The sequence below is a fragment of the Marinobacter sp. CP1 genome, assembly GCF_001266795.1.
Lineage (GTDB): Bacteria > Pseudomonadota > Gammaproteobacteria > Pseudomonadales > Oleiphilaceae > Marinobacter > Marinobacter flavimaris.
Window position 1 is genome coordinate 214,932 of record NZ_CP011929.1, and the last position, 24,135, is coordinate 239,066.

General features: G+C 57.2%; 18 protein-coding genes and 4 tRNA genes. 5 read left to right on the forward strand and 17 right to left on the reverse strand.

Annotated features, from left to right (window positions below; all coding sequences use genetic code 11):
• Positions 1 to 25: 25 nt before the first annotated feature.
• Positions 26 to 634, reverse strand: a complete 609-nt coding sequence (locus ACP86_RS00995) for a uracil-DNA glycosylase family protein (protein WP_053112356.1) — start codon at positions 632 to 634, stop codon at positions 26 to 28.
• A gap of 92 nt (positions 635 to 726) precedes the next feature.
• On the opposite strand from ACP86_RS00995, the gene ACP86_RS01000 reads away from it, so the two are divergent.
• The gene (locus ACP86_RS01000; protein WP_053112358.1) at positions 727 to 1,467 is read left to right on the forward strand and encodes a nitroreductase family protein; all 741 of its coding nucleotides are present in this window, start codon (positions 727 to 729) and stop codon (positions 1,465 to 1,467) included.
• A gap of 21 nt (positions 1,468 to 1,488) precedes the next feature.
• Here ACP86_RS01000 and ACP86_RS01005 read toward each other — a convergent pair whose 3' ends face one another.
• Positions 1,489 to 2,454: a glucokinase gene (locus ACP86_RS01005; RefSeq protein WP_053112360.1), complete on the reverse strand. Its 966-nt coding sequence runs from the start codon at positions 2,452 to 2,454 to the stop codon at positions 1,489 to 1,491.
• The gene (gene edd, locus ACP86_RS01010; RefSeq protein ID WP_053112362.1) at positions 2,451 to 4,271 is read right to left on the reverse strand and encodes a phosphogluconate dehydratase; all 1,821 of its coding nucleotides are present in this window, start codon (positions 4,269 to 4,271) and stop codon (positions 2,451 to 2,453) included. Before edd ends, ACP86_RS01005 begins: the two co-directional genes overlap by 4 nt.
• A gap of 169 nt (positions 4,272 to 4,440) precedes the next feature.
• Here edd and gap point away from each other — a divergent pair, with 169 nt between their 5' ends.
• Together gap and pyk are read left to right on the forward strand one after the other, a co-directional pair.
• Positions 4,441 to 5,445: a type I glyceraldehyde-3-phosphate dehydrogenase gene (gap, locus tag ACP86_RS01015; protein WP_053112363.1), complete on the forward strand. Its 1,005-nt coding sequence runs from the start codon at positions 4,441 to 4,443 to the stop codon at positions 5,443 to 5,445.
• A gap of 68 nt (positions 5,446 to 5,513) precedes the next feature.
• Positions 5,514 to 6,962 carry a pyruvate kinase gene (gene pyk, locus ACP86_RS01020; RefSeq protein ID WP_008174617.1) on the forward strand — a complete coding sequence of 483 codons (1,449 nt, stop codon included), beginning with the start codon at positions 5,514 to 5,516 and terminating at the stop codon, positions 6,960 to 6,962.
• A gap of 423 nt (positions 6,963 to 7,385) precedes the next feature.
• Here the strand turns inward: pyk and ACP86_RS01025 are convergent, their stop codons facing one another.
• The 3 genes from ACP86_RS01025 to zwf are packed head-to-tail and all read right to left on the reverse strand — an operon-like array spanning position 7,386 to position 10,244.
• On the reverse strand, positions 7,386 to 8,045 hold the full coding sequence (locus ACP86_RS01025; protein WP_176443034.1) for a bifunctional 4-hydroxy-2-oxoglutarate aldolase/2-dehydro-3-deoxy-phosphogluconate aldolase: 660 nt from the start codon (positions 8,043 to 8,045) through the stop codon (positions 7,386 to 7,388).
• 17 nt (positions 8,046 to 8,062) lie between these two features.
• On the reverse strand, positions 8,063 to 8,776 hold the full coding sequence (pgl, locus tag ACP86_RS01030) for a 6-phosphogluconolactonase (RefSeq protein ID WP_082220609.1): 714 nt from the start codon (positions 8,774 to 8,776) through the stop codon (positions 8,063 to 8,065).
• Positions 8,769 to 10,244, reverse strand: a complete 1,476-nt coding sequence (gene zwf / locus ACP86_RS01035; RefSeq protein WP_053112365.1) for a glucose-6-phosphate dehydrogenase — start codon at positions 10,242 to 10,244, stop codon at positions 8,769 to 8,771. Before zwf ends, pgl begins: the two co-directional genes overlap by 8 nt.
• A 211-nt stretch (positions 10,245 to 10,455) precedes the next feature.
• On the opposite strand from zwf, the gene ACP86_RS01040 reads away from it, so the two are divergent.
• Entirely contained in the window at positions 10,456 to 11,328 is an 873-nt protein-coding gene (locus ACP86_RS01040) for a MurR/RpiR family transcriptional regulator (protein ID WP_008174607.1), read from the forward strand.
• A gap of 112 nt (positions 11,329 to 11,440) precedes the next feature.
• Here ACP86_RS01040 and ACP86_RS01045 read toward each other — a convergent pair whose 3' ends face one another.
• From ACP86_RS01045 to ACP86_RS01090, 10 genes are all read right to left on the reverse strand, one after another.
• Complete coding sequence (locus tag ACP86_RS01045; RefSeq protein WP_014577520.1) at positions 11,441 to 13,285, reverse strand: SurA N-terminal domain-containing protein; 1,845 nt, start codon at positions 13,283 to 13,285, stop codon at positions 11,441 to 11,443.
• 156 nt (positions 13,286 to 13,441) lie between these two features.
• On the reverse strand, positions 13,442 to 13,714 hold the full coding sequence (locus ACP86_RS01050) for an HU family DNA-binding protein (protein WP_008174603.1): 273 nt from the start codon (positions 13,712 to 13,714) through the stop codon (positions 13,442 to 13,444).
• Positions 13,715 to 13,952: 238 nt separating this feature from the next.
• Positions 13,953 to 16,370, reverse strand: a complete 2,418-nt coding sequence (lon, locus tag ACP86_RS01055; protein ID WP_008174599.1) for an endopeptidase La — start codon at positions 16,368 to 16,370, stop codon at positions 13,953 to 13,955.
• A gap of 162 nt (positions 16,371 to 16,532) precedes the next feature.
• The gene (gene clpX, locus ACP86_RS01060) at positions 16,533 to 17,816 is read right to left on the reverse strand and encodes an ATP-dependent Clp protease ATP-binding subunit ClpX (protein WP_008174598.1); all 1,284 of its coding nucleotides are present in this window, start codon (positions 17,814 to 17,816) and stop codon (positions 16,533 to 16,535) included.
• 76 nt (positions 17,817 to 17,892) lie between these two features.
• Positions 17,893 to 18,528, reverse strand: a complete 636-nt coding sequence (gene clpP, locus ACP86_RS01065) for an ATP-dependent Clp endopeptidase proteolytic subunit ClpP (RefSeq protein ID WP_039882061.1) — start codon at positions 18,526 to 18,528, stop codon at positions 17,893 to 17,895.
• 174 nt (positions 18,529 to 18,702) lie between these two features.
• Positions 18,703 to 20,007 (reverse strand): trigger factor, encoded by a 1,305-nt coding sequence (gene tig / locus ACP86_RS01070; protein ID WP_008174593.1) that lies wholly within the window; start codon positions 20,005 to 20,007, stop codon positions 18,703 to 18,705.
• A gap of 222 nt (positions 20,008 to 20,229) precedes the next feature.
• Positions 20,230 to 20,314: transfer RNA gene (locus ACP86_RS01075), tRNA-Leu, on the reverse strand.
• Positions 20,315 to 20,393: 79 nt separating this feature from the next.
• A tRNA-His gene (locus tag ACP86_RS01080) sits at positions 20,394 to 20,469 on the reverse strand.
• 75 nt (positions 20,470 to 20,544) lie between these two features.
• Positions 20,545 to 20,621, reverse strand: a tRNA-Arg gene (locus tag ACP86_RS01085).
• A 33-nt stretch (positions 20,622 to 20,654) separates the two neighbouring features.
• A tRNA-Pro gene (locus tag ACP86_RS01090) sits at positions 20,655 to 20,731 on the reverse strand.
• A 234-nt stretch (positions 20,732 to 20,965) separates the two neighbouring features.
• Between ACP86_RS01090 and folD the strand changes: the two genes are divergently transcribed.
• Positions 20,966 to 21,823 (forward strand): bifunctional methylenetetrahydrofolate dehydrogenase/methenyltetrahydrofolate cyclohydrolase FolD, encoded by an 858-nt coding sequence (gene folD / locus ACP86_RS01095; RefSeq protein WP_041645301.1) that lies wholly within the window; start codon positions 20,966 to 20,968, stop codon positions 21,821 to 21,823.
• A gap of 83 nt (positions 21,824 to 21,906) precedes the next feature.
• Here folD and ACP86_RS01100 read toward each other — a convergent pair whose 3' ends face one another.
• A complete protein-coding gene (locus tag ACP86_RS01100) occupies positions 21,907 to 24,087 on the reverse strand; it encodes a malate synthase G (protein ID WP_053112367.1) in 2,181 nt (726 codons plus the stop codon).
• Positions 24,088 to 24,135: the final 48 nt, after the last annotated feature.

The following is a 24,135-nucleotide window of genomic DNA, read 5'->3' on the forward strand; positions in this document are numbered from 1 at the left end:
GGACGTTGCCGGTTGAGCACACCGGCTATCCGTACTCGAGTGCGAGAAGACGAGCCACCCGACGCTGCAGTTCAGGCACAACGTCACTTTCGAACCAGGGATTGCGACGCAGCCACAGGTTGTTTCTCGGGCTGGGATGAGGCATCGGCAGAACCTCTGGCCAGTAGTCCTGCCAATGTTGCACGTTGGCTGTTACGGATTTTCGGCAGTCGGCCAGATGCCAGGCGTGCGCATACTGCCCAATTACCAGCGTGAGCCCAATCTGCGGCAGACGATCCAGCAGCAGGTTCCGCCAGGCTGGAGCGCACTCCGGCCGTGGTGGAAGATCTCCGGACTTGCCTGTGCCCGGATAGCAAAACCCCATCGGCAGGATCGCAAGCTTCTGCTCGTCATAGAAGGTATCCCGGGTAACCCCCATCCATTGCCGAAGCCTATCGCCACTGGGATCGTTGAAGGGCAGCCCGGTTTCATGCACGCGCCTACCCGGAGCCTGCCCGACTACGAGAATTCTGGCGCTTTCAGATATCTGTATGACAGGCCTCGGCCCGCGTGGAAGAACGTCGGCGCAAATCGTACACGCCCGCACGCGCCGAACCAGGTCATCGAAGGGAAGCCGGGAAAGGTCCTCTGTCATGAGCGTTCCGTTATCAGGGTGATTGCATATACCGTCATTTCCCGTAACGATAGAGGCACAATCACGACACAACAAGTCTCGAAGGACACATCATGAATGCGAAAGCAGGCTCTCTCCCGCTGCCGGAAATCGATATCGAAGAGTTCCGGAAAGTTGTTCGCACGCGCCGCTCCATCAGGCGCTTCACCGATGAGCCGATTCCTGAGGCCGTGCTTAAAGATTGCCTGGAACTGGCAACCCTGGCTCCGAATTCCAGTAACCTTCAGCCCTGGGAATTTTTCGTTGTCCGCACGCCGGAGCTCAAGGCAGAACTCGCCCACGCCTGTCTTGGCCAGAATGCCGCGAAAACCGCCGCGGCGCTGATCGTGGTGGTGGCCCGACCGGATAGCTGGCGAGCTCATGCAGAACAAGCCCTCACAGACTGGCCGGAAGAAACGCTGCCACCGATCGTTGAAAAGTACTACCGAAAAGTCGCCCCCATCCATTACAACCAGGGGCCCTTCGGGATTCTGGGTTTAGCGAAGAAAGCGGCAGGCCTTGCCGTGGGAATCACCCGGCCCGTGCCCCGGGGCCCTTACTCAACCTGCGAGATGAAAATCTGGGCCACCAAATCCACCGCCCTGGCGGCCCAGAACCTGATGCTCGCGCTCCGGGCCCATGGCTATGATTCCTGCCCCATGGAGGGTTTCGACGAGCATAGGGTGAAGAAGTTGCTCAACCTCCCCGGGAAGGGCCTAGTGACCATGGTACTGGCGGCCGGCCGGAGGGCAGAGAACGGCGTGTATAACCGCCAGTACCGTTTCGATCAGAGCCAGCTGGTCCACTACCTCTGATCCAGCAAAGGCAATCCGGCATCAAACCTCCGGATTGCCCAGCGCCTCGGCAGCCCCCAGCAGCCCGGTGTAGGGCTCGGTGACCACATAGACCGGCGTGAACTCCAGCAACGGGCGCATTCGCCCTTTATCCTCGAAGCCGTTCCGGAAGGGACTTTCCAGAAAGAAATCGAGAAAACGGGGCAGGATTCCGCCGCACAGGTAAACACCGCCGGTGCTACCCAGGGTCAGAACCCCGTTACCGGCTACCCGACCGAGTATTTCACAAAAGTGGCGAAGCGTGTGACGAGCCAGGCTGTCGGTGTTTTCTACCGCAGCCGCGGTGATTTTCTCCGGCGCATCCAGTGGGGCAGCCACGCCCTGGATTTCCGCATGGGCCTGATACAGGTTCAGCAAACCCTGCCCGCACAGAATCCGCTCTACCGACACTCTGCCGAACCGGGCCTTGAGAATCCTCAACACCGCCATTTCAGTATCGTCTGTCGGAGCAAAATCCACGTGGCCGCCTTCTGTCATCAACGGTACCCAGCCATGCTCAATGGGCACCAGGCCCGAAACACCGAGCCCGGTTCCAGGCCCCATAACCAGTCGGGGGCGACGGCTGTCACCCGGCCCACCACACACATGCACAAGGTGTTCGTCCGGAACATGGGGAACGCCGAGCGCCATGGCGGTAAAGTCATTGATCACCTTGAACCTGGACCAGCCGAACTGCGCCCGGACCTCTTCGATATCAAAGCGCCAATGATTGTTGGTCATGCGAACCTGGGTGCCTCGGACCGGTGAGGCAACGGCCAGACAGGCTCCATCTACCTCTGAAACTCCGACCCGGGCCAGGTAATCCCGCACGGCGTCATCGAGATTGGTGTACTCCCCGCAGGGCAGAATCTCGATGGCCCCGGGCTGCACACTGCCCTGCTCTACCAGTGCGAAACGCGCATTGGTGCCGCCGATGTCACCGACCAGTGAGTAATGTGTTGCTGTCATGCCTCATGATTCCAGAAAAAGCTGGCCCCTTCCTCGGGATTGCTGGCCGCACGTCGCATCCAGCCAAATAACTCCCGACCGTAGCCGCGATGATACCCGGTCAGGTCCGCTTTTTCAGATTCCCGGCCGGCGAACTCCTGATCATCCACGCGGATGGCAAGAACACCACTTTCGGCATCCAGACAAACCATGTCGCCATTCTTGACCTTGGCCAGCGGGCCACCGTCCAGCGCCTCCGGGTAGACATGGATCGCCGCAGGTACCTTGCCCGACGCACCTGACATACGGCCATCCGTCACCAGACCCACCTTGAATCCGCGATCCTGCAACACGCCAAGGTAGGGGGTAAGCTTGTGCAGCTCTGGCATGCCATTGCTCTTGGGACCTTGGAAACGCACGATCACAATACAATCCCTGTCCAGATCTCCTGCCTCAAAGGCTGCCTTGAGTTCGTTCTGGTCGTTGAACACAACGGCCGGCGCTTCAACTTTACGGTGCTCCGGGGCAACGGCAGAGACCTTGATAACGCCCCGACCGAGGTTGCCATCAAGCACCCTCAGCCCACCATCGGGTGCAAACGGCTCGGCAACCGGGCTGAGCACATCCGGGCGAAGGCTTTTTTCCGGCGCGGGCTTCCACACCAGTTGCTCATCCGACAACTCCGGCATCTCGGTATAGCGCTCAAGGCCATAGCCAACCACTGTGTTCACATCGTTATGCAGGTATCCGCCGCTCAGCAGCTCCCTGATCAGGAACGGCGTTCCGCCAGCCTCGTGGAAAGCATTCACGTCTTCCTGCCCGTTAGGGTAGATCCGGGTCATGGACGGAACCACGGAGGAAAGCTCGGCGTAGTCATTCCAGTCAATGATGATCCCCGCCGCCCGGGCAATCGCTATCCAGTGAATGGTGTGATTGGTGGAACCGCCAGTAACCAGCAGCGCCACCAGAGCATTGACGATGCTCTTTTCATCCACCATATCGCCCAGACCCAGCTCGCCACCGTGAGGCTTGGCCAGCCTGATCACCTGCTCGGTCGCCGCCCGGGTAAGCTCATCACGGAGCGGCGTATTGGGGTTCACAAACGCAGACCCCGGCATATGCAGGCCCATGACTTCCACCAACAGCTGGTTGCTGTTGGCGGTGCCGTAAAACGTACAGGTGCCGGGGCTGTGATAGGACTTGCTCTCGGCCTCCAGCAATTCTTCCTTGCCAACCTTGCCCTCGGCGTAAAGCTGGCGAATCCGCTGCTTTTCCTTGTTCGGGAGCCCTGAAGGCATCGGCCCTGCGGGGACCAGAATGGTAGGGAGATAGCCGAAGCTCAGCGAGCCGATCAGAAGGCCAGGCACAATCTTGTCGCAGATCCCCAAAAGCAGCGTGGCATCGAACATGTTGTGACTGAGGGCCACGGCCGTACTCATGGCAATGGTGTCCCGGGAGAACAGGCTCAGCTCCATACCCGGCTGGCCCTGGGTTACGCCGTCACACATGGCCGGCGTGCCCCCGGCCACCTGAGCCACCGACCCCATTCCACGGGCCGCCTCCCGAATAATATCCGGGAACTTTTCGTAGGGTTGGTGGGCCGAAAGCATATCGTTATAGGCCGTTACCATGGCCACGTTGGCCTTGTTCATGAATTTCAGGGTGTCTTTGTCGCCCTGATTACAGGCCGCGAAACCGTGGGCCAGATTGCCGCAGGACAGAGAGCTCCGGTGTGGAGACTGGGCTTTGAGGGCATTCATGCGGTTCAGGTAATCCTGCCGCGTTGGGCGACTGCGCTCGATGATTCTCTGGGTAACCTTATCTACGGTCGGGTGCATGGTGGGCTCCATTGCGTAATTTATTAGAGTGGTCGTTTTTAGACGTAATTTTACTTCCTTTTTTTGGCATTTCCACCGTTGTATCGTTCATTTCTTCTTTTTTTGTTGTTATATTTACTACATTACTAAGGTAAAACGAACAAAAAACGACCACCCAAGGAGTCAGACAATGACAATCCGTATCGCAATTAACGGTTTTGGCCGCATCGGTCGCAATGTTCTCAGAGCATTGTATGAAAATAACTACCGGAGCCAGCTACAGGTTGTTGCCATTAACGACCTTGGCGACGCCGAAACCAACGCCCATCTGCTCAAGTATGACAGTGTTCATGGTCGATTTGAGGCCGATGTCAGCCACGACTCAGAATCGCTGACAGTGAACGGCGACCGCATTGCCATCACAGCACTGCGCAACCCCGAAGAACTGCCCTGGAAAGATCACCGTGTCGATGTTGTTTTCGAGTGCACCGGGCTTTTCACCAAACGGGACAAGGCGGCAGCTCACCTGAAAGCCGGCGCGCGCAAGGTCATCATCTCTGCACCCAGCCCCGATGCGGATGCCATGATTGTCTACGGCGTGAATCACGAAACCCTGACCACCAATCACGACATTATCTCCAACGCGTCTTGCACTACCAACTGCCTGGCACCGGTTGTTGAAGCTTTGCACAAGGCCATCGGCATCGAGAGTGGCCTGATGACCACCATCCACTCCTACACCAACGACCAGAAACTGAGCGACGTGTACCACTCTGATCTTTACCGCGCTCGCTCTGCCACTCAATCGATGATTCCAACGAAGACCGGCGCGGCTGCCGCCATTGGCAAGGTTATTCCGGAACTTGAGGGAAAGCTTGATGGCCTCGCAGTTCGCGTCCCCACCATCAACGTATCATTGGTGGACTTTGGCTTTATCGCCAGCCGCGAAACGACCGTTGACGAAGTAAACGAGGCGATAAAAACAGCGGCCGAGAAAAATCCGGTTCTTGGTTATAATATCGAGAAACTGGTTAGCATCGACTTCAATCACAACGCACTTTCCAGCATCTATGATGCCAACCACACCCGCGTTCTGGGTCGTCACGTAAAAGTCATGGCCTGGTACGATAATGAATGGGGCTTCTCGAATCGTATGCTGGATAATGCCCTCGCCCTCTTCGAGGCCGGCCAGTAAATCTGGCCGTTTCAGCTGATTCCGCTACTCTTTTCGAGATCATTTTGAAGAACCAAAGGACACCAACCATGCTCAGGCGTACCAAGATTGTCGCCACTCTCGGCCCGGCCACCGATTCACCGGAATCCCTCGCGGCCATTATCGCCGCCGGTGTGGATGTCACCCGACTCAACTTTTCCCACGGCAGCGCCGAAGAGCACATCGGCCGCGCTCGCCGGGTTCGCGAAGCAGCAGCGGCCCAAGGCCGGTTTGTCGCTTTGCTGGCCGATTTGCAGGGCCCCAAGTTGCGCATCGCACGGTTCTCGGAGAACAAGGTCACCCTCAAGGCAGGCCAGACGTTTATCCTGGACGCTGCCATGGACAAGGAGGCGGGTACCGAGGAAAAGGTCGGCATCGACTACGAGCAACTGATCGAAGATGTGGAACCGGGAGACATTCTGGTTCTGGACGATGGCCGCATTGAGATGGAAGTGCAGTCGGTCAGCGACCACAGCATCACTTCCACCGTGCTTATCGGAGGCCCGCTCTCGAATAACAAGGGCCTGAACAAGCGCGGCGGCGGCCTGTCCGCCGAGGCGCTGACGGAGAAAGACAAACAGGACATCGTGACGGCCGCCAAACTGGGCGCGGATTACGTGGCGGTTTCGTTTGTGCGTACTGCCGAGGATATGCACATCGCCCGGCGCCTGCTGAAAGAGGCCGGCTCCGACGCAGGCCTGGTCGCAAAAATTGAGCGCGCGGAACTGGCCGATGATGTGGAAGCCCTGGACGCAGTAATCGAAGCATCCGATGCGGTCATGGTTGCCCGCGGCGACCTCGCCGTTGAAATCGGCGACGCCCAGTTGGTGGGCGTACAGAAGCACATCATCTCCCGCGCCCGCGTTCTCAACCGCGCGGTGATCACGGCCACGCAGATGATGGAGTCGATGATCACCAGCCCGATGCCAACGCGAGCCGAAGTCTCAGACGTTGCCAACGCGGTGATGGACTATACCGATGCAGTGATGCTGTCTGCGGAAACGGCCGTGGGTGATTATCCCAAGGAAGCAGTCGAAGCCATGGTGCGCATTTGCCTGGGCGCAGAGAAGCATCCGTCGATGCATCAGTCCAAACACCGCATTCACGAGAGCATGGAGGAAGTTGATGAAGCTATCGCTCTTTCCGCCATGTACGCCGCGAACCACCTTGAGGGTGTCTCGGCCATTATCTGCATGACCGAGACGGGTGCCACGCCGAGGTTGATGTCCCGCATCAAGTCGAGCCTGCCAATCTTTGCGTTTTCGCGCCATCACTCCACCCAGCATCGGGTCGTTATGTTCCGTGGCGTTCAGACGGTGCCTTTCGATTCAGCCAAGATTCCGAACGAGCGGACCAATGCGTTGGCGGTGTCGGAGCTGGTGAATCGCGGGGCAGTCAAGGATGGTGATCTGGTGGTGATTACCAAGGGTGACTATGTGAATGCCCAGGGTGGGACCAATACTATGAAGATTGTTCGGGTTGGTTCTGATATTCGCTGATTCTCTTTTTCTTTCCAGCCCTCTGTCGCTTGGCGCTTGACCTTGTAGCCTGAGGGTCTGTGCCGGCGGCAGTGGGGTTCCCCTTTCCAAAAACCGCTACGAGCACATCCATGTGCGCTTGGCTGTGGCCATCCTTGGCCACAGACATTTTTGGAAAGGGGAACCCCACTCCCTCCTTCAGAATTTTCCAGTTATCTCGGTCTGACAGCTTCTCGAATATTAAGAAAGCAGGATGTAGATCGGATTAACCGCAGGCGTTATCGGAAGGTATGACAAGCACTTTGGGGCAGGGTTTCCGGGAATGTCTCTGGCCAAGGATGGCCAGCGCCAAGCGCACATGGATGTGCTCGTAGCGTTTCCCGGGAGCCCTGCCCCAAAGCGCGTCCACTCCAAAACTTCCAGTCTGGGAAACCAAGTCGGAAGTCAGAGATCAGCCAGACTCCCCCGCGCAATCTCCGTAATCTGCGACCAGTCTTTGGCCGCCACCACGTCCGCTGGGGTCAACCAGGTGCCACCAACGGCCTGGACGTTGCCGAGGGCCAGGTAGTCGGCTGCGGTGTTGCGGCGTATGCCGCCGGTTGGACAGAAGGTGACGTCCGGGAATGGCCCGCTGAAGGCTTTGAGGGCCGGGATGCCGCCGGCGACTTCGGCGGGGAAGAATTTGAATTCGCGGTAGCCGAGGTTATAGCCAACCATCATTTCCGAGATGGTGGCAATGCCTGGCAACAGCGGGGCCTCGGAGGTCAGGCCGAATTCCAGGATGGCTTCGGTTACGCCCGGGGTGATTACGAACTGGGCGCCAGCGGCCTCTACCTGTCGGTACTGGGCAATGCTGGTAACGGTGCCCGCCCCGACCCACGCATCCGGGATGGCTTTGCGGACTTCTTCGATGGCTTTTAGGCCGTGTTCAGTGCGCAGGGTAATTTCGAGGACGTTGATGCCGCCATCAACGAGAGCCTGGCAAAGGGGCACGGCGTCGTCGAGGTCCTGAATGGCGATGACCGGCACCAGGGGTGAGGATTGCAGTACTGCCCTGACGCGCTCGCGATGGTAATCGGAAAGTTGGCTCACGGTTTTCTCCATAACAAATGTCGGGCGTTTCAGGGACTCCAGAACACCTGGAGGCCTGGTTTCAGGAAAGCTCTGATTGGCATCTCGAGCACCTTGTCCGGTTCAGACATAGCACGGTCCAGTGTCTGCAGTTTGTCCTCGCCCTTCAGATGCAACGCGGTGAACCGGGCATCTCTAAGGGGTGGCCAGGTCAAGGTGATGCGTTTCTGCGGCTGCGACGCGGGCGTGGCGGGCGCAACGATTTCCTGGCATCCAGGATTCATCGCACTTTCCAATTCGGGTGCGTCGGGAAACAGTGAGGCGGTATGGCCGTCGTTGCCCATACCAAGAATCAGCACGTCGATGGGCAGGGCCAGGTTCGCGAGCTCGGCCTTCACTCGCTCAAGACCCTCTGAGGGTGTCGCACCAGGCTGTTTGAGCGACAGGAACCGGGCCGAGGCCGCCTTATTCTGCAGCAGGTTCTCCCGAACCAGGCGGGTATTGCTGGCGTCATCGTTTTCTTCCACCCAACGCTCATCCGCCAGCAGAACGTCTACCCTGCCCCAGTCCAGATCCTTGCCGGACAGCGCTCTGAAAAATGGCAGCGGCGTGGAACCGCCGGATACCACCAGGCTCGCCCTGGGCGCCTCTCTCAGGCGGGCCGCCAGAAATCCCGCGACGGCATCGGCAAGATCCAGGGCCACGCCATCAGCCGTTTCACCTGAGCGATCACTGACACCCTCGGGCAGACGCAGATCAGACATCTTCATACCAGCTCCTGCCATCCCGGGTAATCATGGCGATGGAAGCAACGGGGCCCCAGGTTCCCGCCGCGTAACGTTTTGGCGGCTCGCCGCCATCCTTCCAGTTCCGAATAACCTGATCGACCCAGCGCCAGGCATACTCCACCTCGTCACGGCGCACGAACAGGTACTGGTTACCCTTCATTACCTCCCAAAGCAAACGCTCGTAGGCATCGGGAATCCGATCGGTAACAAAGGTCTCAGAAAAGGTGAGCTCCAGAGGGCCTTGACGAAGTCGCATGCCCTTATCCAGGCCCTGGTCCTTGGTGAGGATCTTCAGGGCCATGCCTTCGTCAGGCTGAAGACGGATAATCAGCTTGTTGTTGGCAAGGTGCTTCTGGTCCGGATCAAAAATGTAATGCGGCGCAGGCTTGAAGTGGATGATGATCTGGGACAGCTTTTCGGGGAGGCGTTTACCAGTGCGAATGTAAAACGGGACACCCGACCAGCGCCAGTTGTCGATCTCTGCTTTCAGGGCAACGAAAGTTTCAGTGGCGCTGCCCTTGTTTGCCCCCTCCTCTTCCAGATAGCCGGGCACCGGCCTGCCGTTACTGGTGCCGGCGGTGTATTGGCCACGCACCACGTAACTGTCCATCATATCGGGCGTTATGCGCTTCAAGGCCTTGAGAACCTTGACCTTCTCATCCCGGATGCTGTCGGCAGACAGGTCCGAGGGCGGGTCCATGGCGATCAGGCACAGCAGCTGAAGCAGGTGATTCTGGATCATATCGCGAATCTGGCCAGCTTTGTCGAAATAGCCCCACCGCCCCTCGATGCCAACGCTCTCGGCCACCGTGATCTCCACGTGGGAAATGTGGTTCTGGTCCCACTGGGAGGCAAACAGGTTGTTGGCAAAACGCAGAGCGATCAGGTTCTGGACCGTTTCCTTACCCAGGTAATGATCAATCCGGAACAGCTGGTTCTCGTTGTAGACCTCGCCAAGCTCATCGTTGATCACCTTCGACGACTCCAGGTCGTGACCGATCGGCTTCTCGACCACTACCCGCGTCTTCTCGGTGCAGCAACTGGCGGCCCGCAGATTTCGGGCTATGACGCCATACATGGACGGCGGGGTGGCCATATAAACAATAAGCTCATTATTGGCATCATCACGCCACTCGTTGAGCACACCAAAAGAGTCGGGTTCGTTAAAATCCAGAATCTGGTAATCGACCCGCTTCAGGAAGGATTCGGCGAGTCCAGCATCGAACTCTTCCGGCTTTACGTGCTGCTTCAGCTTGTCAAACAACTGCTGGCGCACGGTCTCGGTATCGGCATCTGAGCGGGCAATGGCCAGAACCCGGCTCCCATCCGCCAAGAGGTTGGCGCGCTCAAGCTGGTACAGCGCCGGAAACAGTTTTCGCTGGGCAAGGTCACCCAAGGCTCCGAAGAGCATCAGGTCACAACGGGTATTGATCTTGTTGACCATTGGTTCCTTCTCTCTGGTGGGCAGTCCGTCGCAAAAACTCGACGACAGAACTCAATGTAGTAATTTTAACCAAATAATGACATCCAAAAATCGTTTTTCCAAGAAAAAACTGCGTTTCGTGATACTTTTACTACCCCAAAACCGGTAAAAAAGCGGTATAATCACCGCGTTTTCAAGACAACGACCGCCCATGATTCAGGGAGTACCATTGATGGCCGCGAACCAGGCGCACCGTGACGACAATCTGCTTGAGGACATCCAGTCCAGGCTGGAGACCCTTAACAAATCCGAGCGGAAAGTGGCCGAGGCCATTCTCCGTGACCCAAGCGCGGCCACCCGTTACAGCATAGCTGCCCTGGCGAGAGCCGCCGACGTCAGCGAACCCACCGTTAACCGTTTCTGCCGGGGTTTCTCGGCAACAGGTTTCCCGGATTTCAAGATTCGCCTCGCCCAGAGTATCGCCACCGGCACCCCCTATATCGGCCAGAACGTGGAGCCCGACGACACCGTTGCCGAATTCGCCGACAAGATCATGCTCAGTACCATTGCCAGCCTGGACAAGGCTCGGCAAGCGCTGGACCCGAAAGCCCTGGCAACGGCCATCGATTACCTGATCCAGGCCAAACAGATCAATTTCTTTGGCATGGGCGGATCTGCTGCCGTGGCTATGGATGCCCAGCACAAGTTCTTCCGCTTCAATATCCCGGTCATGTCCTACGACGACGCCCTGATGCAGCGCATGGTGGCGGCCGGGGCAAACGTGGGCGATGTTATCGTGCTCATTTCCTACACGGGCCGCACCCGGGAAACCGTGGATATCGCGCAACTTGCGCGGGCCAACGGTGCTACGGTGATCGGTATCACCAACCCCGATTCCCCCCTGGCGGAAAGCTGCACGGTGGTGCTGGGCGTCACCGCGCCGGAGGACACTGAGGTCTATATGCCAATGTCCTCTCGCATCATTCATCTGAGCGTTATCGACATTCTTGCAACCGGCGTAACCCTCAAACGCGGCGCGGATTTCCTCGGGCACCTCAAGAAGATCAAGGAAAGCCTCAAGCCCACCCGCTTCCCACCGACCTGAGCCTCAGTGCCACAATAGAAGAGGTCAGCAGATACAAGAAAGCCCGGGCATTCACACCGGGCTTTTCGTTGATCGCGGGGCGCCATTCGGCGCCTTTTTCATGACGCGGATATCAGGGTCTCTCGACCTCTGCCCGATTTCGAAGGAACTGCTGGTACGCGGCGTATTCCCTCTGGCCTTCGAGAGATGCCAGGAATTCCCGAAGCTGGTTCAGTTCGGTACCATCTTCCGAGACCTGCCCGTCCGTGACCTCGTCCAGCGCGATCACCGCGGCAGAATTGGCCATCACAGCCTTGCCAAACCGGGCGCCATCCGCAGGGCGCGGCAAAGAAAACACCTGCTGGAGAATGGCGGGACCTGCCTCGGAGGCGTTCCGTGCCAGCCCTTCATAGCTGGACCACTCACCAATACCCTCGGGGCTCTGACCTGACTCAAGGTCAGCGATAATCGCGTCAGCCCTTTCAGAAAGAGCTTCCCGCGTCTTGCGCTGCTCCAGCGTCGTCCGGATCTGATCGCGAACCTGATCCAGGGGCAGCTGCTCGGCTTCATGATACTTATTCACCCGGGCAACGACAGACACGTTGTCACCCACATCGATCAACTCGGTGTTGTAACCCGCGTCCAGGACATCTTCGGAAAACAACTGTCGTACCAGACCGGCGTGGTCAAATGGCGCCTGACCACCGTCACGGGTAACGCCGTTGGCCTCCCGCACCTCAAGCCCGAGCTCTTCGGCAGGGCCCGCCAGATCATCGGCGGCATACGCGGAGTCGGCAAGCTCTGCCCGGACTTCAGCAAACTGCTCACGAGCCTTTTCACGGGCCAGCTCACGACGGAGCTGGTCTTCCATTTCATCCAGAGACGGCACCTCGGACTCCCTGACATCCTCGAGGCGAATAAGATGAACCCCGAACGATGTCCGAACCGGCTCGGAAACTTCGCCTTCCTCAAGGGCAAACAGAGCTTCCTCGAAGGGCTCGGCGTAAATGCCACGACCGGCATAGCCCAGATCGCCGCCGTCTTCGGCCGAAACGGTATCAATGGAGTACTCCCGCGCCAGGTCAGCAAATGACTCCCCAGCCGCCAGGCGCTCCTGGATCGTTGCCATGGTTTCGTCCGCGTCACTGCCCTCTTCGATCAGGATGTGGGACGCCCGACGCTCCTCACTGGCCAAATCGGCCGCCTGCTGCTCGTAGTAGGCCTGAAGCTCCGCATCGTCAACTTCAATGCTCTCAGCAAGGGCACCCAGCGAAAGTGTGATGTAGGCAGCGTCTACACGCTCTGGCTGCTGAAACGCGCCCGAGTTTTCTTCATAGAAGGCTTCAACGTCAGCATCAGAAACCGATACTGCGTCCGCCACTGAGCTGGCAGGAATATCCAGTACCCGGAAACTGCGTGTCTGGTTCTGAATCTGGAGCAGCTGTTCGGCATTCTCATCCGCCACCAGGCCACTCTGAACGATACCCGCACGGATCTGGTTCACCACATATTGCTTGCGCATGGCTTCCCGAAACTCGCCCACGCCCATGCCCATATTACGGACTGTGGCCACAAAGCGGTCGCGATTGAACTGGCCATCCACCTGGAACTGCGGCATCTGGGTAATCAACGCATCGATATCAGCATCATTGAGTTCCAGTCCCTGAGCGTTGGCATCCTGGATCAGGACCTGCTCCTGGATCAGGGAATCCAGAACGTCTGTGCGAATCTGGTCTTCGTCAAGCATCGAGGGATCCGGGTTTTCCATTCTGGATAGCCGGCGCTGGCTCTCCATCTGGACCACGCGGAGAAACTCCCGCTCGGTAATATCCTCGCCGTTGACGGTTGCCACCTCAGGCTCGCCGGAGAAGCCGCCGACAATGGCGTCCATCCCCCAGATGGATAGCGACACAATAAGAAGACCAATGATGACCTTGGCGATCGTGCCCTGGGCATTGTTCCGAATATCTTGAAGCATGTTTCTCCCGGATCCCTGTTCAAGGTAGTGCAGTTTTATTCGTTTCAGCGCGCGGCGAAGGGCGGACCTAACGTAAAAAGGCGCACCCGGTGTGGAATGCGCCTTGAATTCTTCTTGGGTGGCTTCCTGCGACAGAAGCCACCGGAGAAAGAACCGTTACTTAACGGCGTCTTTCAGGGCCTTGCCTGCTTTGAACCCAGGCACTTTGGAGGCCGGAATCTTGATCTCGGCACCAGTCTGCGGGTTACGACCGGTACGAGCAGCACGCTCTTTTACGGAGAAGGTACCAAAACCGATCAGAGTTACCTGATCGCCTTTTTTCAGGGCACCGGTGATTGAGTTGGTCATTGCGTCCAGAGCACGGCCAGCGGCGGCTTTGGAGATATCTGCGGACTCTGCAATTGCATCGATAAGTTCGGACTTGTTCACACTAAACCCCTTCGATTTCAGGTTGAAGATGTTATAGGTTGGTTTGTTTTTTCTCGGACGTTCTCGACTATCGCATAAGCGGTCGGAGAATTCCATTCTTCACTTTTCTTATTCCTTTCGGCTTTATACCGGCATTCGGAATAGGGACTGACTGCGCGGGAGCCCTTGGTATTGGCTGCTTCACGGCGAAACAGTTATACCAATGGGCTCTCAGGCATGTCAACAACTCATCAAGGCTTTAATGTGTATTTATGCGCTCTGACGCGTCGCCTTCTTCGTCACGCGGCTTGCCAGAACCCGTTTCCGGAGATGAATCTTCAGCCCTGGGCTCGGGTGGATAGGCCAGTGCAATATCCAGCACTTCGTCGATCCACTTAACCGGACGAATCTCCAGCGATTCCTTGATGTTTTCAGGTATCTCCTTGAGATCCCTGACATTCTCATCCGGAATGATCACCGTCTTGATGCCACCCCGATGCGCTGCCAGAAGCTTTTCTTTCAACCCACCGATGGCAAGAACACGTCCACGCAGAGTGATTTCACCGGTCATTGCAACGTCGGCGCGAACCGGAATCTTGGTCAGAGAAGAAACCAGCGCTGTGCACATACCGATACCGGCACTGGGACCATCTTTCGGTGTCGCACCCTCCGGTACGTGCACGTGCAGATCGTGCTTCTCGTGGAAATCGTCGGCAATTCCAAGACCGGGTGCCCGGCTACGTACCACCGTCAATGCCGTCTGGATGGACTCCTGCATGACATCACCCAGGGAACCCGTTTTCACGACCCGGCCCTTGCCAGGGGTGAGGGCGCACTCAATATGCAGCAGTTCGCCACCCACCTGGGTCCAAGCCAGACCGGTCACCTGACCAATCTCGTTCTTTTCCTCGGCGAGGCCGTACTTGAATTTCTTGACCCCCGAGTAATCTTCGAGCATGTCCTGCGTGAGAGTGACAGAGACCTTCTCTCCGCTCTCCACATGGTCACGCACCACCTTGCGGCAGATCTTGGCAATCTCGCGCTCCAGGCCACGTACACCGGCTTCACGGGTGTAGTAGCGGATCAGGTCGCGAAGGGTGTCCTCTGGCAACTTGAGCTCATCCTTGCGCAGGCCGTTGGCCTTGATCTGCTTCGGCAACAGATAACGCAGCGCAATATTGACCTTCTCGTCCTCCGTGTAACCCGGGATACGGATGATTTCCATCCGGTCCAGCAGGGCGGGAGGAATGTCCATGGAGTTGGAGGTACACACGAACATCACATCGGAGAGATCGTAATCCACTTCCAGATAGTGATCGTTGAACGTGTGATTCTGTTCCGGGTCGAGAACCTCCAGCAACGCCGAGGCCGGATCACCACGATGATCCATGCCCATCTTGTCGATTTCATCGAACAGGAACAGCGGATTCTTCACGCCCACCTTGGACAGCTTCTGAAGAAGCTTACCGGGCAACGCACCAATGTAGGTTTTCCGGTGGCCGCGGATTTCAGCTTCATCACGCACGCCGCCGAGGGCCATCCGGGTGTACTTCCGGTTGGTCGCACGTGCAATGGACTGACCGAGCGAAGTCTTGCCCACCCCGGGAGGACCAACCAGGCACAGCACAGGACCCTTGACCTTCTTCACACGGCTCTGAACCGCAAGGTATTCGAGAATGCGCTTTTTGACTTCATCGAGGCCGTAGTGGTCCCGATCGAGAATTTCACGGGCTTTTTCGATGTCGTGACGGACACGGCTGCGCTTCTTCCAGGGAATCGCCAGCATCCAGTCAATATAGCCACGGACGACGGTCGCTTCCGCAGACATCGGAGACATCATCTTGAGCTTGTTCAGCTCCGTTTCAGTCTTTTTGCGGGCCTCTTCCGGCAATCCGGCTTCTTCCAGCTTCTGCTCAAGCTCTTCGAAGTCGTTGTTGCCTTCGCCCAGGTTACCCATCTCTTTCTGGATAGCCTTCATCTGTTCGTTCAGGTAGTACTCGCGCTGGCTGCGCTCCATCTGCTTTTTCACGCGGCCACGGATGCGCTTTTCAACCTCGATCAGGTCGATTTCGCCATCCAGCTTACCAAGCAGCAAGTCCACCCGCTTGCGGATATCCAGCGCTTCCAGCAGTTCCTGCTTTTCCGGAATACGCATTTCCAGGTGAGCAGCCATGGTGTCGGCCAGGCGTTCAAGCTCCTCAATACCGGTGAGAGCATTGGAGACCTCGGAAGGGACCTTTTTGGAGAGTTTCACGTACTTCTCGAACTCGTCCATCAGGGTCTTTATCAGGACCTCCTGCTCGCGCTCGGGCAGCCCTTCTTCATCCATCAGGACAGCGCCACCGGACAGGTACTCACCCTCGGAGATATCGCTGATGGTGGCTCGGGCGTTGCCTTCTACCAACACCTTGACGGTGCCATCGGGCAGGCGAAGCATCTGCAGAACCGTTGCCAGCGTGCCCATCTCGAACACATCCTTCGGACCCGGCTCATCAGTAGAGGCGTCTTTCTGGGCTACCAGGAGGATTTCCTTGCTTCCTTCCATCGCGGCTTCCAGAGCCTGAATGGATTTTTCTCGGCCCACGAACAGTGGGACCACCATGTGCGGAAACACCACTACGTCACGCAGCGGAAGCAGCGGGTACTCTTGCACGGCATCTTCGGGTATACGGGTCATTGGGAATCCTCTGACGGTATTTACTTCAGCATATCACCCTTCATTGGGGCGCCCGCAAAAATTGCAATCTTTTTACTAAACGAAACAGGGCGGGAATATCGCGATACAAAAACGCGAAAAGGGGCGTTGCCGCCCCTCTTCATTTCAACCGCTAACCTAGACTCAATCCTCGGGCACAGCCTTGGCGTGATCACTGCTGGCGTAAATCTTGAAGGGCTCGGAGTCCCCGCTGATCACGCTCTCATCGATCACCACTTTGGTCACGTCATGCTCAGAGGGAATCTGGTACATGGTGTCCAGAAGCGTCGCTTCCATAATGGAACGCAGACCACGGGCGCCTGTCTTTCTCTCCATGGCCTTGCGGGCAACAGCCCGAAGCGCATCTTCACGAAAATCAAGCTCGACCCCTTCCATATCAAACAGCTTCTGGTACTGCTTGGTCAGGGAGTTCTTGGGCTCGGTCAGAATCTGCACCAGCGCTTCTTCATCAAGTTCGTTTAGGGTTGCCACTACCGGCAAACGACCCACAAACTCCGGAATCAGGCCGTACTTCACGAGGTCCTCGGTCTCCACATCCTTGATAACGTCGCCGGTGTTCTTGGCATCGTCCTGACTGGCAACCGAAGCAGAGAAACCGATGCTGTTCTTCTCGGTACGCTCGCGAATTACCTTGTCCAATCCGGCAAAGGCGCCACCGCAGATAAACAGCATATTGCCGGTATCAACCTGCAGGAATTCCTGCTGCGGATGCTTGCGACCTCCCTGCGGCGGGACCGATGCAACGGTACCCTCGATCAGCTTCAACAGTGCCTGCTGAACACCCTCACCGGAAACATCCCGGGTAATGGAAGGGTTGTCAGACTTGCGGGAAATCTTGTCGATCTCGTCAATGTAGACTATGCCCCGCTGAGCCTTGTCGACATCGTAATCGCATTTCTGCAGCAGCTTCTGGATGATGTTCTCGACATCCTCACCAACGTAGCCGGCTTCAGTCAGCGTGGTGGCGTCGGCGATCGTGAAGGGCACGTTCAGCATCCGCGCCAGAGTCTCGGCCAGCAGAGTTTTACCACTACCGGTTGGGCCAATCAGCAGAATGTTACTCTTGCCTAGCTCGACATCACCCTTGCCTTCGCCATAACGCAAACGCTTGTAGTGGTTGTAGACCGCCACCGACAAGACGACCTTGGCCCGATCCTGACCAATCACGTATTCATCAAGGGTATTGCGGATCTCGGCCGGTGTAGGAAGGCGATCGCTCGGCTCTTCCTGTGCATTCTCCTGGATTTCCTCCCGGATAATGTCATTGCACAGGTCGACACACTCGTCGCAGATGAACACCGAGGGCCCTGCAATGAGCTTTCGGACTTCATGCTGGCTCTTTCCACAAAACGAGCAGTAGAGCAACTTGCCGTTATCGTCGCCCCTGCCGTTTCTTTCATCTGCCATTGAAATACCTCTGATCTCGTTTTGCCGGCGCCACTGCCTGATACGCCGGCCAAGTATGATGCGATTACTTCCAGTATTATTTATTCGGTACGCGCTTATCAAGTATTGAATCGATCAGCCCATACTCTTTCGCCTGAGCCGGATCCATGAAGTTGTCACGGTCCGTATCCTTGGCGATAGTCTCCAGATCCTGACCGGTGTGATGGGCCAGGATCGAATTCAGGGTATGACGAATCTTCAGGATTTCACGGGTGTGAATCTCGATATCCGTTGCCTGACCCTGATAGCCACCCAGCGGCTGGTGGATCATCACTCGGGAGTTCGGCAGACACGCCCGCTTCCCGGCAGCACCGCCCGCCAAAAGGAAGGCACCCATGCTGGCCGCCTGGCCAACACAAAGTGTGGCTACATCCGGCTTGATAAACTGCATGGTGTCGTAGATAGACATACCTGCAGTTACCGAGCCGCCGGGGCTGTTGATATAGAGGTGAATATCCTTGTCCGGGTTTTCAGACTCGAGGAACAGGAGCTGGGCCACAATCAGATTCGCCATGTGGTCCTCAACCGGACCCACCATGAAGATCACCCGCTCCTTGAGCAGACGGGAATAAATGTCGAACGACCGCTCGCCGCGAGCTGTCTGCTCGATAACAATCGGTACCAGTCCGGAATTGGTAACCATTGCGGGACCATCAATTGGTTTCTGCGTCATGATGCGCCTGAACTCCTTATGGACAATGGGTCGTGGACTCGCGCCACGGCAGTTTCAATAAAGTTGCACCCCATACTTTGCCAGCAGCGGCCCCAGATGAAAACAGCCGGGCATGCCGGCTGTTCTCAGGGGTCGGCCTTCGGGACCGGCTTTCTACTCCGATCCCGGGCAAAATCAGCGCTGGGGCTGACCGGCCTGAACGGCCTCTTCATATTTGACTTTCTTTTCTTTGACCTGAGCCTGCTCCAGCACGTGGTCAACAACTGCATCTTCCAGGACTGAAGACTCGATCTGAGACTTCTGCTCCGGGTTGCTGTTGAAGTGTGCAACCACTTCTTCTGGCTGTTCATACGTAGACGCGATCTCCTGGATCTTTTCGTCTACCTTGGCCGGGTCGGCTTTCAGGTCGTTTTTCTTGACCACTTCCTGGAACAGCAGGCCAGTCTTCACGCGGCGCTCAGCCTGCTCCTGGAAAATTTCCTTGGGCAGCTGCTGCGGATCAATCTGGCCGCCGAAACGCTGGACGGCGTCCTGACGGAGACGATCGATTTCCTGATCAACCAGGGCAGCCGGAATATCCAGCTCAGTGGTTTCCAGCAGACCGTCAACAACGTCGTTCTTGACCTTGTTGGAAACCGCCTGCTTGAGCTCGCGCTCCATGTTCTTTTTGACTTCTTCGCGGAAAGTCGCTTCGTCTTCGGCATCAATACCGAACTTCTTGAAGAATTCGGTGTCGAGTTCCGGCAACTGCGGCTCTTCAACCTTGTGAATCTTGATCTCGAACTTGGCCGGCTTACCCGCCAGATCTTCGTTGTGGTAATCCTCCGGGAAGGTAACCTCAATTTCCATGTCTTCACCGGCCTTACCACCAACGATGGCCTTCTCAAAGCCCGGAATCATCTGGCCGGAGCCCAGAGTCAGACGATGGCCCTCAGCGGCTCCGCCTTCGAATTCTTCACCGTCGATAAAACCTTTGAAGTCAATGGTCAGCACGTCCTTGTTTTTGGACTTGCGCTTGACTTCTTTCATGGTGGCCTGCTGACGACGCAGGTTGTCGATCATGTTGTCGACATCTTTGTCGGTGATCTCGGAAGTCAGCTTTTCGACTGAAATCTTGCTGAGATCGCCCAGCTCGATTTCCGGCAGCACTTCGAAGATGGCGACAAATTCCAGGTCTTTGCCCTCTTCCATGGTCTTTGGCTCGAACTTCGGCCAACCTGCCGGGTTGATATCCTGTTCCTGCAGTGCCTTGATGTAGTTGTCGCGCATAACCTCGCCAACGATTTCCTGGCGGACGCTGTCACCGAAACGACGCTTGACGACGCTCATGGGCACCTTACCCGGACGGAAACCGTTCAGGCGCACGGTACGCGCTGTTTCCTGCAGGCGTTTCTGGACCGCCTGGTCGATTTCCTGGGCGGGCACACCAATCGTCATTCGACGCTCGATGTTGGAGGTCGTTTCAACAGACACTTGCATGGAAGATCCTCAAATTACAGGTTCGGTATGTGAATGAAATTAAACCTAAAAGTCCGGTCCAAGGGAGATTCCCGGAAAAGGACCGAAAATTAAAAGCCGGTAGTTTATCATGCTTTGCACCGCCGAGAGAATCACCCTGCAATGCAGTTTGATGCTGCGCAGTCACGGGACCGGCCGAATCTTGAAGACAGAGATGGGGACGAAAGAGAAAAAAGAAAGGGGTGGTGCGCGAGGAGAGACTCGAACTCTCACGGGTTGCCCCACTGGAACCTAAATCCAGCGCGTCTACCAGTTCCGCCACTCGCGCACAACAGAATGAAGAATGCCCGATGGCAAGCCTGCCATCAATCTATTCAACAAACGCGGAATCTACTCTGAAAGAAAAGTGGGGTGGACGAAGGGGATCGAACCCTCGACCGCAGGAGTCACAATCCTGAGCTCTACCAACTGAGCTACGTCCACCACATCGGGACATGCCTTTACTTTTCAACTTTGCTGGTTACGGTCGCTCCGGCGCGGACCAAGCCAACGACTTGATGGCGCGCCCGGCAGGACTCGAACCTGCGACCACCCGCTTAGAAGGCGGGTGCTCTATCCAGCTGAGCTACGGGCGCTTAACCGTTCGCCCACCTGAACATTCAGAAATTTGGTCGGGGTAGAGAGATTCGAACTCCCGACATCCTGCTCCCAAAGCAGGCGCGCTACCAGACTGCGCTATACCCCGTCTGAACTGAACAACAAGTGCCTCAGCAAAGTTGGCGCGCATATTACCGGCGCCGGAGGGTGCCGTCAACACGTATTTCCAAATTCCCTGAAACAACAGTCTCTTCAGTGACAAAGCGCCCTGACAAAAGTTCCGGCGCGCGCCGCCCAGACAACCGTCCAATTGGAGTTCCGGCGGAAGCATGAGACAATGCGAACCCTTCAATTTACCGATGCCCAACCGACAAGACGAGACATGACCGCCAAACTGATCAACGGAAAAGAGATTGCCGCCGAAGTAAGACAGCAAGTCGCCGCAGGGGTGGAAGCAAGAACCCAACAGGGGCTCAGGGCGCCCGGACTGGCCGTAGTCCTGGTCGGCAACGATCCCGCATCCCACGTTTACGTGGGCAATAAACGGAAGGCGTGCGACCAGGCGGGAATCCTCTCACTCTCATACGATCTGCCGGAAGACACTTCCCAGGAAGCACTGGAAGCTCTGATTGATGAGCTGAACGAGAACCCCACCGTGGACGGGATCCTGGTGCAACTCCCCCTGCCCTCGCATCTCGATGCAGATCCGATTCTGGTAAAAATCCGGCCAGATAAAGACGTTGATGGCTTCCATCCATACAACATCGGTCGCCTGATGCAGCGTAAGCCCACCCTGCGCCCCTGCACACCGGCCGGCATCATTACCCTGCTCGACAGCATCGACACGCCCTACAAGGGCCAGCACGCCGTCATCGTTGGCGCCTCCAACATCGTCGGCCGCCCCATGAGCATGGAGCTGCTATTGAAGGGTGCCACGACAACCGTGTGTCACCGATTCACGCCGGATCTGGAGAAGTTTGTTCGTGAGGCTGACATCCTGGTTGCAGCCGTCGGCAAGCCAGGCCTGATCAAGGGCGATTGGGTAAAACCGGGTGCAACCGTGATTGATGTGGGCATCAACCGGATGGACGACGGGAAACTGCATGGCGACGTTGATTTCGCAGCCGCTTCGGAGCGCGCGGCCTATATAACGCCGGTTCCCGGCGGCGTAGGGCCGATGACCATCGCCACCCTGCTGCAAAACACCCTCTATGCGGCTGATGTCTTGCACAGGGACTGAGCCCGGAGTCAGGGTTCAGGCCCTGCCTGATCCGACGTGCCACAAAAAACCCCGCCGAAGCGGGGTTTTTTATTTCGCAGCTCTTACTGCCCGTATTTGGCTTTCGCCTTCAGGCGGTAAGCGTGCAGTAGCGGCTCGGTGTAGCCATTAGGCTGCTCGCGACCCTTGAGAACCAGATCCAGCGCTGCCTGGAAGGCGACACTGTCATCGAAGTTCCCGGCCATCGGGCGGTACGCCGAATCACCGGCGTTCTGCTTGTCGACCACCGCTGCCATACGCTTCATGGTCTCCATGATCTGATCTTCAGAGCAGATACCATGGTGCAGCCAGTTGGCCAGCAACTGGGAGGCGATACGCAGAGTCGCACGGTCTTCCATCAGGCCGACATCGTTGATGTCCGGCACCTTGGAGCAGCCAACGCCCTGGTCAATCCAGCGCACAACGTAACCGAGGATACCCTGGGCGTTGTTGTCCAGCTCCTGCTGGATGTCCTCGGCGCTCAAAGAAGCAGGATCATCCATCACCGGTACTGTCAGGATATCGTCCAGCGCAGCGCGTGTGCGGCTTTCCAGCTGCTTCTGGACATCAGCCACACTTACCTGATGGTAGTGAGTGGCGTGCAGTGTAGCCGCCGTGGGAGATGGAACCCAGGCAGTGTTCGCACCAGCCTTCGGATGCCCGATTTTCGCTTCCAGCATGCCGGCCATCAGGTCAGGCATGGCCCACATGCCCTTACCAATTTGGGCAACGCCACGGAAACCGGTTTCCAGGCCGATGTCCACGTTCCACTGCTCGTAGGCATTGATCCAGGTCGCCTGCTTCATCGCACCCTTGCGGATAAACGGACCCAGCTCCATTGAGGTATGGATCTCGTCCCCGGTGCGATCCAGGAAACCGGTGTTAATAAACACAGCCCGCTCTTTCGCGGCATGGATACAGGCTTTCAGGTTAACTGTGGTGCGACGCTCCTCGTCCATGATGCCGACCTTCAGGCTGAAGCGCGGCAGGCTCAATGCATCCTCTACACGACCGAAAAATTCGTTGGTGAATGCCACCTCTTCCGGCCCGTGCATCTTAGGCTTCACGATATACATGGAGCCTTTGGTGCTGTTCTGGAACTTGCCATTGCCCTTCATGTCGTGAATGGCGATCAGCGAGGTGATCAGACCGTCCATCAGGCCTTCCGGCACTTCGTTACCGTCTTTCAGCAGGATGGCCGGGTTGGTCATCAGGTGGCCGACGTTACGGATAAACATCAGGCTGCGGCCTTTCAGGCTCAGCTCGCTGCCGTCTGCCGCGGTGTAGGTGCGATCCGCGTTCATCTTGCGGGTCAACTGCTCGCCACCTTTCTCGAAGGTTTCCTGCAGGTCGCCCTTCATCAGGCCCAGCCAGTTGCGATAGGCCAGCGCCTTGTCGTCGGCGTCTACAGCGGCCACGGAGTCTTCGCAGTCCATGATGGTTGTCAGTGCAGACTCCATCAGTACGTCTTTGACGTGGGCACCGTCGTCTTTGCCAATCGGGTGAGTGGCATCGATCTGGATCTCGAAGTGCATGCCGTTCTTGACCAGCAGTACGCCCGTGGGCGCATCAGCGGCACCGGTGTAGCCAACAAAGCCGGCTTCGTCTTTCAGGCCGGTGGACTCACCGTTCTGCAGCTTGACGACCAGTTTGCCACCTTCAACCACATACTTGGCAGCATCTTTGTGACTGCCAGAGGCCAGCGGTGCCGAGCTGTCGAGCAGGTTGCGGGCCCACTCGATAACTTTTGCACCGCGAACCGGATTGTAACCACGGCCTTTTTCAGCGCCGTCTTCCTCGGAAATCGCGTCGGTACCGTACAGCGCATCGTACAGGCTACCCCAACGCGCGTTCGCAGCGTTCAGAGCAAAACGGGCGTTCATGATCGGCACCACCAGCTGAGGGCCGGCCATGGTTGCCACTTCCGGGTCGACATTGGAGGTGGAGATCTTGAACTCGGAAGGCTCGTCAACCAGGTAACCGATGTCTTTCAGGAAAGACTTGTATTCGCCCATGTCGAGCTTCTGGCCCTTGTGATCCCGGTTCCAGCTGTCCATTTTTTCCTGGATAGCATCACGCTTGGCCAGCAATTCACGGTTGCGTGGCGCCAGCTCGTTCACGATCTTGTCAAATTCTGCCCAGAATTTATCGGCATCGATCCCGGTGCCCGGGATCGCTTCGTTGTTCACGAAATCATACAGATTCTTTGCGACCTGAATGCCGCCGACTTGTACGCGTTCTGTCATCGTTGTCTGCCTCAGTGGGTTACGTTTCCCGACTCCCCCTTCATCTTG